11 protein-coding genes and 1 pseudogene are annotated in these 13,237 nt (G+C 68.1%); 6 read left to right on the forward strand and 6 right to left on the reverse strand.

Annotation, left to right across the window (positions count from 1 at the left end; genetic code table 11):
- Positions 1-940 (forward strand): CoA transferase (locus DQP56_RS18240; protein ID WP_112687785.1); only part of this gene is annotated, 940 nt, incomplete at its 5' end.
- A 206-nt stretch (positions 941-1,146) separates the two neighbouring features.
- Here the strand turns inward: DQP56_RS18240 and DQP56_RS18250 are convergent.
- From DQP56_RS18250 to DQP56_RS18260, 3 genes and pseudogenes are all read right to left on the reverse strand, one after another.
- Positions 1,147-2,400: pseudogene (locus DQP56_RS18250) on the reverse strand (ComEC/Rec2 family competence protein); the annotation flags it as partial.
- A gap of 2 nt (positions 2,401-2,402) precedes the next feature.
- Entirely contained in the window at positions 2,403-3,266 is an 864-nt protein-coding gene (locus DQP56_RS18255; RefSeq protein WP_112687787.1) for a ComEA family DNA-binding protein, read from the reverse strand.
- Positions 3,267-3,364: 98 nt separating this feature from the next.
- Complete coding sequence (locus DQP56_RS18260; RefSeq protein WP_112687789.1) at positions 3,365-3,892, reverse strand: DUF4352 domain-containing protein; 528 nt, start codon at positions 3,890-3,892, stop codon at positions 3,365-3,367.
- Positions 3,893-4,001: 109 nt separating this feature from the next.
- Between DQP56_RS18260 and DQP56_RS18265 the strand changes: the two genes are divergently transcribed.
- Both DQP56_RS18265 and DQP56_RS18270 read left to right on the forward strand, forming a co-directional pair.
- Entirely contained in the window at positions 4,002-5,162 is a 1,161-nt protein-coding gene (locus DQP56_RS18265) for an acyl-CoA dehydrogenase family protein (protein WP_112687791.1), read from the forward strand.
- A gap of 14 nt (positions 5,163-5,176) precedes the next feature.
- Complete coding sequence (locus DQP56_RS18270; RefSeq protein WP_112687793.1) at positions 5,177-6,286, forward strand: acyl-CoA dehydrogenase family protein; 1,110 nt, start codon at positions 5,177-5,179, stop codon at positions 6,284-6,286.
- An 84-nt stretch (positions 6,287-6,370) separates the two neighbouring features.
- Here DQP56_RS18270 and DQP56_RS18275 read toward each other — a convergent pair whose 3' ends face one another.
- Positions 6,371-7,555 (reverse strand): enhanced intracellular survival protein Eis, encoded by a 1,185-nt coding sequence (locus DQP56_RS18275; RefSeq protein ID WP_234825720.1) that lies wholly within the window; start codon positions 7,553-7,555, stop codon positions 6,371-6,373.
- Positions 7,556-7,620: 65 nt separating this feature from the next.
- Between DQP56_RS18275 and DQP56_RS18280 the strand changes: the two genes are divergently transcribed.
- A complete protein-coding gene (locus DQP56_RS18280) occupies positions 7,621-8,688 on the forward strand; it encodes an NAD(P)H-dependent amine dehydrogenase family protein (protein ID WP_112687797.1) in 1,068 nt (355 codons plus the stop codon).
- On the opposite strand, the gene DQP56_RS18285 is transcribed toward DQP56_RS18280, so the two are convergent.
- Positions 8,685-9,260, reverse strand: coding sequence for a PepSY domain-containing protein (locus DQP56_RS18285; protein ID WP_112687799.1), 576 nt, complete (start codon positions 9,258-9,260; stop codon positions 8,685-8,687). The two genes, DQP56_RS18280 and DQP56_RS18285, sit on opposite strands and share 4 nt — an antisense overlap.
- Before the next feature lie 219 nt (positions 9,261-9,479).
- Here DQP56_RS18285 and DQP56_RS18290 point away from each other — a divergent pair, with 219 nt between their 5' ends.
- Both DQP56_RS18290 and DQP56_RS18295 read left to right on the forward strand, forming a co-directional pair.
- Positions 9,480-9,923: an MmpS family transport accessory protein gene (locus DQP56_RS18290; RefSeq protein ID WP_112687801.1), complete on the forward strand. Its 444-nt coding sequence runs from the start codon at positions 9,480-9,482 to the stop codon at positions 9,921-9,923.
- Positions 9,920-12,835 (forward strand): MMPL/RND family transporter, encoded by a 2,916-nt coding sequence (locus tag DQP56_RS18295; RefSeq protein ID WP_112687803.1) that lies wholly within the window; start codon positions 9,920-9,922, stop codon positions 12,833-12,835. Before DQP56_RS18290 ends, DQP56_RS18295 begins: the two co-directional genes overlap by 4 nt.
- 7 nt (positions 12,836-12,842) lie before the next feature.
- On the opposite strand, the gene DQP56_RS18300 is transcribed toward DQP56_RS18295, so the two are convergent.
- On the reverse strand, positions 12,843-13,237 hold a 395-nt coding region (locus DQP56_RS18300), incomplete at its 5' end, for a DegV family protein (RefSeq protein WP_114475780.1).

The following is a 13,237-nucleotide window of genomic DNA, read 5'->3' on the forward strand; positions in this document are numbered from 1 at the left end:
CATCGACGCGGTACCCGCCCTCATCGAAGCCGACTGCCCGGAGCCGTGGCCAGCTGTTGCCGGGTGGGCTGCGCAGCGACCGGTGGCCGAGGTCGTCGAGCGGGCGCGGTTGCTCGATCTGCCCGCCGCCGCGCTGGGGGAGTGCGCCGCCGCCACACCGTCGATCCGCCGGGTCGGGCCTTGCGGTCCGGCCCGTGGCGCCCGCGGTGCCCTGGTCGTCGACCTGACCTCACTGTGGGCCGGCCCGCTGTGCGGGCAGCTGTTGGCACGGGCCGGGGCCACCGTCATCAAGGTCGAAAACCCGTCCCGCCCCGACGGTACGCGGCGGGGACCGAGTGCCTTCTTCGACTGGATGAACAGCGGAAAGCTATCCTGCACAGCAGATTTCGATCATGACGCGGACTTTCTCGCCCGGTTGCTCGATGCCGCCGACGTGGTGCTGGAGGGCTCGCGTCCGGCGGCGCTGGCCCGCCGCGGCCTCGGGCCGTTCGACGTGGCGGGCCGGCCGGGGCGGGTGTGGGCGCAGCTCACCGCGCACGGCGGCGAAGCTCCCGGTTCATACGGCGGTCCCAGCTTCAGCTCTCCTCCGTCGAGCCTCGCTGAACCGCCGGGGTTCGGCGACGACACAGCGGTGGCGGGCGGATTGGTGGGCTTCGATGGCACCGCGGACCCGGTGTTCTGCGGCGACGCCATCGCCGACCCGCTGACCGGCATCGAAGCCGCCGCCGCGGTGCTCGACTCGCTGGCCCGCGGCGGCGGTGAGGTGATCACGCTGTCGCTGGCCGCCGTCGCCGCTTGCTACGCCGCGCTGCCGCTGCATGCCGCCGGCGACGATCCGGTGTCCCCGCCGGCCCTCCCGCATATCGCGGGTGCCGGCCCGCGGTTGGGAGCCGACAACGCCCGGGTCGGCGAACTCGTGGATGCGGTGTCGCGGTGCTGATCCAGCGGGCGACGCTGCTCGACGGCTCAGTGGTCGACATCCGGCTCGGTGACACCATCGAACAGATCGCGCCGGTACTGGCGGCCCGCCGCGGCGAAGACGTGCTGGATGCGCGCCACGCCACCGTGATTCCCGGGCTGCACGATCACCACCTGCACCTGCGGTCGGCGGCCGCCGCGCTGGACTCGGTCTGTCTGGGTCCGCCGCACGGTGATGGGCGCGACGAGCGCCGCGACCGCGAGGTTGGCAAGCGTGCTGACCAGGCTGAGCCGGCCGGAGATACCGGCGATCAGCGGCGCGGTGACCAGGTTTGCCGCCCATGCCACGGCCACCGCGGCAGCCAAGGGTTCGGGCCAGCCGCGCGCCACCAGCCGAGCCGACCACACCGGCGCGATGAGCACCAATGCCGCGGTTGCCACCACCGACAGGGCGAAGCCGACGTCGACGGCCAACTGCGGGGCCAGTGCGAGCAGCACCAGCACGCTGGCGGCCAGACTCGGAATCGCTTGCCGTCGTCGCGCCGACAGCACGCCCAGCAGCGCGATCGCCCCCATCACCGCCGCCCGCACCACACTGGCCGTCGGTTGCACCACGATGACGAAGCCCAGCAACGCGACCCCGGCCAGCACCGCTGCAGCGCGCGGCCCGACCAGCCGCGCCGAAAACAACACCGCGCCACAGACGATGGTGACATTGGCGCCGGAGACCGCCATCAGGTGCGTCAAGCCCGCGGCCCGGAACTCTCGCCCGGTCGCGGCGGTGATCGCCGAGGTGTCCCCGAGCACCAGCGCGGGCAGCATCCGGGATTGTTCACCGGGCAGTACCCGCGCGGCAGCGGCCGCGAACCGCGCGCGCACCTGATGTGCAGTCCGCGCGACCAGTCCGGGATCGCCCCACGTCGGCTCGCCGGTGGCGGTCAGCACCGCCGCCGTCAAGTCACGCCGCGCCGGGCGGGCGATCTTGGCGCGGAACGCCATAGATCGGCCCACCATTACGTCACCGAATTCGATGTTGGACGCGAAAACCACTACCCTGCCCGAAGATTCGGCACCATCGAGATGCTGCAGGGTGGCCCGGAACATCAGCCGGCGGGCGCCGGCCGGCAGTGGACTCTCGCTGGGGGTGACCGTGACCGGGGCGGTGCGGCCGAATGCTGCGGTGATCGGGTGGTGGCTGAGCGACTCGGTGCGCAGCGCGACGGCCCAGCCGAACCCCACCCCCACCGTTGACGCCGCCGCCAGGACCGCTCCAGCCAGCCGATACCCGGGCCGCCGCGTGCGCCCGCCGTGCCGCCACAGCAGCGCCGACGAGACGCCGATCAGTGCGCACAGCGCCGCCAATGTGCCGCCGATCTGCCACTGGATGCCGGCTGCGGTTACCGCCCAGCCGGTCAGGGCCGCCGGCACCAACCGAACGTCCAGCCGGGCCGCCGGCGGTGCGGGGGCCGGTGGCTGGGCCACCGTCAGACACGCACCAGGGCACGCAACTTCGCCAGCCGCGCCGGGCCGATCCCGTCGACATCGCCGAGTTGGTCCACGTCGGCGAACTTGCCGTGGGCTTCCCGCCAGGCCACGATGGCTGCCGCGGTCACCGGCCCGACGCCGGGCAGGGCATCGAGTTGTTCCACGGTCGCGGTGTTGAGGTTGACCGGCTCGCCGCCCTTGGGCTCGGGTTTGGTCGCCGGCGCCGGCGCCGTCGCCGTGGGCGCGGTGCTGCTGCGGGGCGCCTCCGGTGGCGGTGCTGCCGCACCGACGGAGCTGCCGAGTACCGGCGGTCCGACCGGTGGCGCCAGACCGACCACGATCTGTTCGCCGTCCACCACCGGGCGGGCCAGGTTCAACCCGATGGTGTCCGCACCGTCGAGCGCCCCGCCGGCCGCGGTGAGCGCATCGGCGATCCGGGAGCCGGGTGACAACGTCGCCAACCCCGGCTTGTGGACCAAGCCCACCACGCTGACCACCACCTGATCGGCGACCGGCGCAGGATCTGCCGATGATTCCGCGGTCTGCGGGCTGGCAGTCGAAACCATCTCCACTGGAGGAAGTTTGGCGCTGAGCACCGGCGCGGGCCGGTCGCGGACCACCGTGAACACGGTGATGAGCACCGCGACCGCCGCGATCACCGCCAGGGCGATCGCACCGGCGCGGCCCGGATCAGCCCGCACCTTGGCGAGCCAACCGACGTCCGTGGCGTCGGGCAGCCAGCGCGGCAGCAGCGAGTTCGGGTCGGCCTCGTCAGCGGGCTCTGGGGTTTCCTCGGCGCGGTCGGATGCGGGCAGCAGGCCGAGCCGCCGCTGCAGTCGCTCGCCGGGTGGTTCTGGTGCCATGCGCCGACGGTAGATGCCGGCCCCGGCGGCCCACCCGGTCCAGCGCCGGGTGCGGCCCGCGACTGTGGATCAACGCGCCACTGTGCAGCAAGCCGCTGCTACGGGTTCAACCACTCGCCGACGTCCTGGGAGATGCCCGAGGACGGTGAGTAACGCACCTTCGTCGCGGTGACCCCCGCGGGCAGCGCGAACACGACGCAACCGGTGCTCGACGAACCGGCGGCGATCAGGAACCAGCCGTACCCGACGTCCTGGCACTCGGTCACGGTGGCGAAATCGGCCTGGTAGTCGTGCTCGTCCGAACCGACCACCGAGACATCGCTGTTGCTGTTGCCGACGATGGTCGTCGTTCCGGTGTTCTCGATCCGCAGTTTGGTCGCGACGTAGGTCTTGCCGGCCTCGCCCCAGCCGTTGGGGACGGTGGCGGGGTCGATGACCTCGGTCAACGTCACAGCGATCTGCTGCCCGCCGATCCGCATCAGGTCCAGCGTCTGGCCGATGTGCGCCGCCGGTTTGGCGGCCGGCGACTGCGACGGGCCCGGCGCCGGTTCGGCGGGCTTGGCCGGTTCCGCCGAACACGACACCGCCGACAACAGGACCCACAGCGCGAACAACGACCGCCTCATGCGGTCAAGCCTACAAAAACGCACGATAGCGGCCTTGTGGACCGGCCATGGTGGGTTCGGATTAGGGTGCATACCAGTCTGCGTTTCCATCCCGACCCAGGAGTCCGCCGTGCAACTGGCACTCACCGACGAAGAATCCGCATTCCGCGACGAACTGCGTACCTTTTTCACCTCCGAGATCCCCGCCGAGATCCGGGAGCGCAGCCGGCGGGGCGAGTCGATCTTTCCCGACGACATCGTCACCAGCCAGCGGATTCTCAACGCCCACGGTCTGGCGGTGCCCAACTGGCCGACTGAGTGGGGCGGCAAGGACTGGACGCTGACCCAGCACCAGATCTGGCTCGACGAGATGCAGTTGGCATCGGTGCCCGAACCGCTGACCTTCAACGCCAAGATGGTCGGACCGGTGATCGCCGAATTCGGTTCCCAGGCAATCAAGGAACGCTTCCTGCCTGCTACCGCCAACCTGGACATCTGGTGGTGCCAGGGCTTTTCCGAACCCGATGCCGGCTCCGATCTGGCAAGCCTGCGCACCACGGCGGTGCGCGACGGCGACAGCTACATCGTGAACGGCCAGAAGACCTGGACCACGCTCGGCCAGTACGCCGACTGGATCTTCTGCCTGGTGCGCACCGACCCGCAAGCACCCAAGAAGCAGGCCGGGATCTCGTTCCTGCTCTTCGAGGTGTCCACGCCGGGTGTCACCATGCGACCGATCAAGCTCATCGATGGCGGCTACGAGGTCAACGAGGTGTTCTTCTCCGACGTGCGGGTGCCCGCCGATCAGCTCGTCGGCGAGGAGAACCACGGCTGGACCTACGCAAAGTTCCTGCTCGGCAACGAGCGCACCGGAATCGCCGGGGTGACTCGCACCAAAGTCCGACTCGCCGAGGTCAAGGAGCGCGCCAAGGAGCTCGGCGCACTCGACGACCCGCTGTTCGCAGCGCGAGTCGCCGAGACCGAGAATGACTTGCTGGCACTGGAACTCACCCAGATGCGGGTGTCGAGCGACTCGGCGGACGGCAAGCCCAGCCCGGCGTCCTCGGTGCTCAAACTGCGCGGCAGCCAGCTGCAGCAGGCCGTCACCGAATTGTTCGTCGAGCTGGCCGGCTCCGACGCGCTGCCGTACCAGGCGGGTGAGGGCATCGCGTCACCGGAGTGGGCGCAGCACGCCGCGCCGACCTACCTGAACTACCGCAAGACATCGATCTACGGCGGCAGCAACGAGGTGCAGCGCACCATCATCGCGTCCACCATTCTCGGCCTGTAGGAGGTACGACGGTCATGGACTTTCAACTCAGCGACGAGCAGGTTCTGCTGCGCGACACCACCCGTTCGATGCTGTCGGGCTACGACACCGAGACCCGCAACGACGTCATTGAGGCCGACCCCGGATTCAACCCACAGGTTTGGAAACAGCTGGCCGACACCGGGATTCTCGGTCTGGGATTCGACCCGGACGAATCCGGCCCGCTGGAGATCATGGTGGTGCTCACCGAGATGGGCCGGCGGCTGGCACCCGAGCCGGTCATCCACGGCGCGCTCGGACCCGGCGCGCTGATCGCCGAACGAGGCACTGCCGAGCAACGGGAACTGCTCGACGCCGTCGCCTCGGGCGAACAGATCCTGGCGTTCGCCCACGCCGAGCCGGGGATGCGCGGCGTGGCTGCCCAGGTCTCCACCACCGCGGCGCGGCAAGGAGATTCGTGGGTGTTGAGCGGGCGCAAGAACCCCGTACTGACCGGGGACCGCGCCGACACGCTGGTGGTCAGCGCCGCCCTTCCGGACGGTGGGACCGGGCTGTTTGTGGTCGACGGCAGCGCCGACGGCCTAGCCCGCCAGCCCTACCGGACCTTCGACGGCCAGCGCGGCGCCCAACTCGACCTGGACAATGCGCCGGGCAGCCCGCTCGGCGAGGCGACCGACGCCACCGGGGCCATCGAGCACGCAATGATCCGGATCTCCTCGGCGGTGTGCGCCGAGGCGGTCGGCGCGATGGAAGAGGCACTGCGGCTCACCACCGATTACCTCAAGACACGCAAGCAGTTCGGGGTGACACTCAACACCTTCCAGACTCTGACCCAGCGTGCCGCCGACATGTACGTGTCGCTGGAACTGGCCCGCAGCATGAGCCTCTACGCGGCCATGTCGATCGCCGACGGCAACCTCGACCCGGTGATCGCGGCACGCACCAAGCTGCAGATCGGCCGGTCCGGGCGGCATATCGCCCAGGAGGCGATCCAGTTGCACGGCGGAATCGGGGTGACCTGGGAATACCCGGTAGGCCACCTGGCGGCCCGGCTCACCGCGATCGAACAGACGCTGGGCTCATCGCAGGATCAGCTGCACGTGCTGATGGACAACCTGGGCAGCTACGACCTGGCCAAGCTGTAGGTTCGCTCGCATCGCGAGCGTGCGTGCTCCCGGCCTCCACACGGGGTGTCGGGCCGGAGACACGCCCGCTCGCCGCAGGGCGGACTAGAAGAAGAATCCCAGCTGAGCCGGGACGTCGCTGACGAAGGCGGCGTCCAGCCGGCTCACCACGGCCTCGTCGTCGCACCGCAGCCGGCCGGCCCTGGCCATCACCGACGCCCGGTGCACGCCCAGATACAGCATGCCCAGCACATCGAGATCCAGTTCGACGTTGACCGGCGCCTCGGTGCGCACACAGCTTGCCTGCCCGTCGCGTACCGTCAACGCGAAACGCCCGCCATCGCTACGGAATCCGTCGTTCAGCTGCAGGACAACGGACAGCTCACAGGCGTAGCGGCGAGCCTGCAACACGGTCGGGACGTCCATCGCGCGCAGCCACATGTGGTCCTTGCGGCCGGTGGTGCGCGCCAGCCGGGTATCGGTCAGCAGGTACGGCAGCGGATCGTCCGGATAGGTGCCGATGGCGACGTCCTGAATCAGGTCCAGCCCCAGCAGCGCGCGCCACAGCGCCGCGTGCGCCTCGGCGGTCACCGCCCGGAACTCCTCGACCCGCGCCGTCTTCGGGTGCTCACCGTGCACTCGGTACAGCGCGTAACCGTCGGGATGCAGCAGCGCGAACAGTGCGGTTTCGCCGGCCCGCTCCTCCGGCCGGTCGGCGAGCAGCTCGTTCCAGAGCGGCTGTGGGCGCCGCAGACCTCCCGGAGTGGTGACGCGCCACCGGTCATAGATCGCGGCGAAGTCGCCGCCACACTCAGCGGTCTCGACCAGCCGCACACCCCCGGGGTCGGGAGCGTCGGCGTGCAGCACCGCGAATCGCCGATCCACGCTCAGCCCGTGATCGATGGTCGCCGGGCCGTAACCGAACCGGCCGTAGATCCCGCCCTCGCTGGCCGTCAGCGCTGCGATCGGATAGCCGGCATCGGCTATGCGGCGGTGCAACTCGTCGTACATCGCCCGCAGCACCCCGCGCCGGCGGTGGGTCGGCGCCACCACCACGCCGCTGATCCCGGCGGCCGGCAGGATCGCCCCGCCGGGAACGGTCAGACGCAAATCGAGATAGAACGCCACACCGATCACCGTGGCCCCCTCGCAGGCCACCACCGTGGCGCCGGCCGGCACCAGGTCGCGGAAGGCGGCAAGGCCGTCAGGATGGTGGACCGTCCCGAAGCCGGTGTCTTCCAACAACACGATTGCCGGCCAGTCGCCGTCGGTCGCGGTACGCACGTGCACGCCGGTCACAAGACCCGACGGTGCCACAATGGCCGTCGCGGCGCACCCGAATATGGTGGTGAGCCATGAACACACCGTTGCGCGTCATCCAATGGACCACCGGCAACATCGGGCAGCGCTCGCTGCACGCCATCATCGGACGTCCCGACATGGAGCTGGTGGGTGTGTACGCCCACGGCAAGGACAAGGTCGGCGTGGATGCCGCCGAGCTGGCCGGCTGCGCCGCCGAGACGGGTCCCACCGGGATCACCGCCACCGACGATATCGACGCACTGATCGCACTCAAACCCGACGCCTGCTGCTACAACCCGCTGTGGCCGAGCATCGACGAGTTGGTCCGGCTACTCGAAGCCGGGATCAACGTGTGCTCCACCGCGGCGTGGATCACCGGCGGCAAGCAGGCCCCGCAAGACCGCAACCGCATTGAGGACGCCTGCCGCGCGGGCAACGCGACGATGTTCGGCAGCGGCGCGCACCCGGGGCTGACCAACATGGTCGGCATGGTGCTGTCCGGGGCGTGCGAACGGGTCGACGAGATCCGGATCACCGAATCGGTGGACTGCTCGACCTATGAGTCGGCAGCCACCATGGCGGCGATGGGTTTCGGCCAGCATCCCGACACTCCCGGGCTCGCCGAGAGTGTCCGCGTCGAAAGCGAGGTGTTCGCCGAGTCTGCCGCCATGATGGCCGACGCGATCGGGGCGCAGTTGGACAAGATGACCTTCGACGTGCAGTTCACCGCCGCGACCGGTGACAGTGACCTGGGCTTCATGAAGATCCCGGCCGGCACGGTGGGCAGTGTCTTCGGGTATCACCGCGGCTGGGCCGGCGACCGCAACGTCGTCAGTGTGGGGTTCAACTGGATCATGGGCAGCCACGTCGCCCCGCCCAAACCGGTGGCGCACGGCCACGTGATCCAGGTGTTCGGGCGGCCGAACATGCGCACCGTCATCAACTGCCTGCCACCACGGGACTGGAGCGAGCCGAACCTCAACGGCTTGGGCTCGATCTATACGGCGATGCCGGTGACCAACGCGGTGCCGGCGGTGGTCGCTGCCCCGCCGGGCATCGTCACGCTGGCCGATCTGCCGCCGGTCACCGGTCGCGCCGCCGCGCTGAGCGGCGACGCTTAACGGTTGGTGGTGATCGCCCCGGACGCCGCGTCGACGGTGACGTCGCGTTCGATTAGGTCGGTGTCCCACACGTCGGCATCCCAGACGACGGTGCCGTTCATGTCGAGCAGGCTGAGTTCGGTGATCGAGCCGTTGGGCACCGCGGTCAACACCCTGTTCACCGCCGCCCGATAGTCCAGGCGGGCGCCCTCGACGTTGGCGCGGCGCTTGGCCTTGTCGGCATCGCTGTCCTCGGTCGCGGTCGGGCCGACCAGCACCGCCACCCCGTCGGATCCGATCTTGAGTTGCCGTTCGGCGCCGTCGGAGGTGACCACCCGCGCCTTCCAGGTTCCGGCGTCACTGGACTGGCTCTCAATGAAGATCAGCACGCTCTCGGGCACTTGCGAAACAGCGAGGTCAGCGGCCCGAAGCAGGGTACGCGGATCCGGCGGCGCGTCCGGACCCGACCACGAGGCTTCCGGCGTGGTCGAGTCCACCGCTTTCGAGCCTGACCTGCCGCTGCAACCAGCCAACGCCAGCGCTACCACGATGACCACTGCGCCGAATCGGACGCCATTCACCAGACCGTGCATCAGCGGCCATGCTACTGAAGCCCGATCGCCAGCGCCGCGCTACCGGCGACTTACGAACCGGCGAGCCTGGAAACGAGGGGTTGCGATCCTTAGCCAATCGAAGGTTATGCTGCCCGGGGGCAATTTTTGCGGCAGCCTTCGGCGCTTCCGGCCAGGCCGGGGAACAAACTGTCCGCTGCCCGCGTTCGACCGCACTATCGACCCGCGGAAGGCGGTGATATGAAGGCGATCCCGATCGGCGGAATACTCAGACGGTATTGGATTCCCTTGGTCTTCATCGTGGTCATCTTCGTATCCAGTGTGATTGTCACCCGACTGCACAAGGTGTTCGCCTCGCAGGAGCTCAACCCCCACGCCGGCGCCGGCATCGAGATCGTGCAGTTCAACCCCAAGTACGTCGCCTACGAGGCATTCGGCCCGCCGGGCACCAGAGCCGACATCAACTACTGGGACGCCGAGGCCAACGTCCACCAGATCAACGACGTGCCGCTGCCGTGGTCCTACACCGTCGTCACGGTGCTTCCCGCCGTGCAGGCCAACATGATCGTGCAGGGCAACTCAGGTGAGATCGGCTGCCGGATCAAGATCGATGACCGGCTGCTCGACGAGCGGCGTGCCACCGGTATCAACGCCCAGACCTTCTGCCTGGTGAAGTCCGGATGATCAAACGCATCCGCGGCCAGCTCGATCAGCAGCAGGACCCGCACGTCAAGCGACCGTTCTTCGCGCACATGCTGCGCGTCTTCGCGGTGCCGATCATCATCGCCTGGATCGTGCTCACCGTCATCGTGAACGTTCTTGTGCCCCAGCTGGAAGTGATCTCCGAGGAGCACTCCGCACCGCTGGCGCCGATGGACGCGCCGTCGATGATCGCCAGTCAGCTGGTCGGTGAGAACTTCCGGGAGTACAAGTCCAACAGCACCGTGATGATGGTCGTCGTCGGCGAGGACGAGCTCGGCGACGACGCCCACCACTACTACGACGAGATCGTCAAGAAGCTGGTCGCCGACACCGACCACGTCGAGCACGCGCAAGACTTCTGGTCAGACCGGCTGACCGCGGCGGGCGTGCAGAGCTCCGACGCCAAAGCGGCGTACATCATGCTCAACCTGGTCGGCAACCAGGGCATGACCGAAGCCAACGATTCGGTGGTGGCGGTCCGCAAGGCCATCGACGACACACCGGCGCCACCCGGGGTGCAGGCCTACGTCGCCGGGCCGGCGGCGCTGACGGCCGACCTGCGGGCGATCGGTGACGCCAGCCTGGTGAAGATCACCCTGTTCACCATCGGCGCGATCGCGATCATGCTGTTGATCGTCTTCCGCTCGTTCGGCGCGATGTTGACGCAGCTGTTCCTGACCCTGTTGGAATTGATCTGCGCCCGTGGTGTGGTGGCCTTCCTCGGCTTCAACAATGTCATGGGCCTGACGACGTTCGCGGTCAACATCATGGTGATGCTGGCCATCGCCGCCGGCACCGACTACGGCATCTTCCTCATCGGCCGCTACCGAGAGGCCCGGCGGGCCGGCGAGGACCGGGTCGACGCGTACTACACCACCGTGCGCAGCGTCACCCCTGTCGTGCTCGGATCGGGGCTGACCATCGCCGGAGCGTCGGCGGTGCTGTACTTCACCCGGCTGCCCTATTTCCACACCATGGGCATCCCGGTATCGGTAGGCATGATCGTCGTGGTCGCCGCGGCGCTCACCTTGGGACCCGCCATGCTGGTCGTGGTCACCAGTTTCGGGCTGCTCGATCCCAAACCGGCCAAGCGGGGCGGGTTCTGGCGCCGTGCCGGGATCTCGGTGGTGCGCTGGCCCGGACCGATCACGGTGGCGAGTCTGGCCATCATCATGATCGGGCTCGTCGCCCTACCCGGCTTCAAACCCGGCTACGACGACCGGCAGTATCTGCCCAAGGACACACCGGTCAACGTCGCCTATGCCGCCGCAGAGAAACACTTCTCGGCGGCCCGGATGGCGCCGGACATCACCATGGTGACCTCCGATCACGACATGCGTAACCCGGCCGACATGCTGGTCCTGGACCGGGTCGCCAAGAACATCATGCGAGTGCACGGCATCGCGATGATTCAGGACATCACCCGCCCGCTGGGGATTCCACTGCAGCACAGCTCGATTCCGTTTCAGCTGAGCGCGGCCAACCAGCTGATGATGCAGAACATGAAGACGCTCAAGGACCGGATCAAAGACATCGATACGATCTCCCAGCAGCTGGACAAGGACATCTCGCTACTCATCGAGATGTACGGCTACCTGCAGGAGGTGGACCGGACCTTCGAAGACACCGCCGAAGTCACCCAGCGCACAGTGGAAGTCACCGATCGGATCCGCGATCACCTCGCTGACTTCGACGACCAGTTCCGGCCGCTGCGCAGCTACTTCTACTGGGAACCACACTGTTTCGACATCCCGATGTGCTGGGCACTGCGGAGCACATTCGACACCACCGACGGCGTCGACCAGCTCTCGGAGGAGATGCACAACCTCTCCGCCGACATCACGAAGACGGCCCGGCTGCTGCCGCAGGCGGTCGAGTTGCTGCCGGCCGTGGTGGACACCATGAAGATCATGCGCGGTCTGGTGTTGACCGTGCACTCGACGTTCTCGGCGTTCATCAACCAGATGGAGGATCTGAGCAATACCCAGATCATGATGGGCCAGAGTTTCGACGACTCGAAGAACGACGATTTCTTCTACCTCCCCGCAGAAGCCTTCGACAACAAGGACTTCCAGACCGGGCTGCGGTTGTTCATGTCGCCGGACGGAAAGTCGGCGCGCTTCTTCGTGACGCACCAGACTTATCCGGCCACCGCCGAGGGCATCAAGCGGGTCGAACCGGAACGGATCGCCGCGCAGGAGGCCCTCAAGCAGTCGTCGTTGTCGGATGCCAAGGTCTACGTCGGCGGGATGGCCGCCCTCTACGAGGACATGCAGAATGGCGCCGAGTTTGACTTGTTGATCGCGGTGGTCGCGTCACTGACGCTGATCTTCCTGATCATGATGATGATCACCCGCTCGCTGGTGGCCGCCACGGTGATCCTGGGCACCGCGTCCAGTTCGATCGCCGCGTCCTTCGGCATCTCGGTGCTGATCTGGCAACACATCTTCGGTCAACATATCTATTGGGTGACTTTGGTGCTGGCGGTGATCGTGCTGCTGGCGGTCGGGTCGGACTACAACCTGCTGCTGGTCTCGCGGTTCCAAGAGGAGATCCACGCCGGACTCAAGACCGGCTATATCCGGGCGATGGCCGGCAGCGGTGGCGTGGTGACGTCGGCGGGCATGGTGTTCGCGGCGACCATGGGCATCATGTTCTTCTCCGATCTCAAGGCGATCGGCATGTACGGCACCACCGTGGCGATCGGGTTGCTGCTCGACACCTTCGTGGTCCGCGCATTCTTCATGCCGTCGATTGCGACGCTGCTGGGCAAGTGGTTCTGGTGGCCGCAGGTGGTCCGGCCGTGGGGTCCCAATAAGAACATCCGCGGCATCGCGGCGCACCGTCCGCGTACCGGGGCCACCGCCGACACCGACAGGTTTGCCACGCAGTAGAACGTGGTCAGACCCGGCCGGGGCCCGCGGTGGGATCGACGTCGACACAGACCGCCACCGCGCCCGCCCCGACGTGAAGCGCCAACGTCGAACCCAGGCCGGTGATGAGGGCCGGTGCGCAGGCCGGTAACCGCTCGGCCAGTGCATCGGCCACCTCACGAGCCCCTTCCGGATTGGCGACGTGATGCACGGCCAGCGCGGCCGGCCGATCGCCCACCACCTCACAGACGCGGTCGATCATCGAGGCGACGGCCTTGCCAACGGTGCGGATGCGCTGTGCCAACACGAGTTTCCCGTCATCGACGGCGAGCAGCGGCTTGAGCGACAACGCGGTCCCCAGCCAGGCCGCCGCGCTGCCGATCCGGCCGCTACGGCGCAGGTTGTCCAGCCGGTGCACGACCA

Source organism: Mycolicibacter senuensis, from assembly GCF_003284925.1.
Classification (GTDB): Bacteria; Actinomycetota; Actinomycetes; order Mycobacteriales; family Mycobacteriaceae; genus Mycobacterium; species Mycobacterium algericum_A.

Bases quoted from the DNA above. Each gene is read 5' to 3' on its own strand.
- DQP56_RS18280 (WP_112687797.1), top strand. From the start codon at position 7,621: ATGAACACACCGTTGCGCGTCATCCAATGGACCACCGGCAACATCGGG.
- DQP56_RS18295 (WP_112687803.1), top strand. From the start codon at position 9,920: ATGATCAAACGCATCCGCGGCCAGCTCGATCAGCAGCAGGACCCGCAC.
- DQP56_RS18270 (WP_112687793.1), top strand. From the start codon at position 5,177: ATGGACTTTCAACTCAGCGACGAGCAGGTTCTGCTGCGCGACACCACC.
- DQP56_RS18260 (WP_112687789.1), bottom strand. From the start codon at position 3,892: ATGAGGCGGTCGTTGTTCGCGCTGTGGGTCCTGTTGTCGGCGGTGTCG.
- DQP56_RS18255 (WP_112687787.1), bottom strand. From the start codon at position 3,266: ATGGCACCAGAACCACCCGGCGAGCGACTGCAGCGGCGGCTCGGCCTG.
- DQP56_RS18290 (WP_112687801.1), top strand. From the start codon at position 9,480: ATGAAGGCGATCCCGATCGGCGGAATACTCAGACGGTATTGGATTCCC.
- DQP56_RS18285 (WP_112687799.1), bottom strand. From the start codon at position 9,260: ATGCACGGTCTGGTGAATGGCGTCCGATTCGGCGCAGTGGTCATCGTG.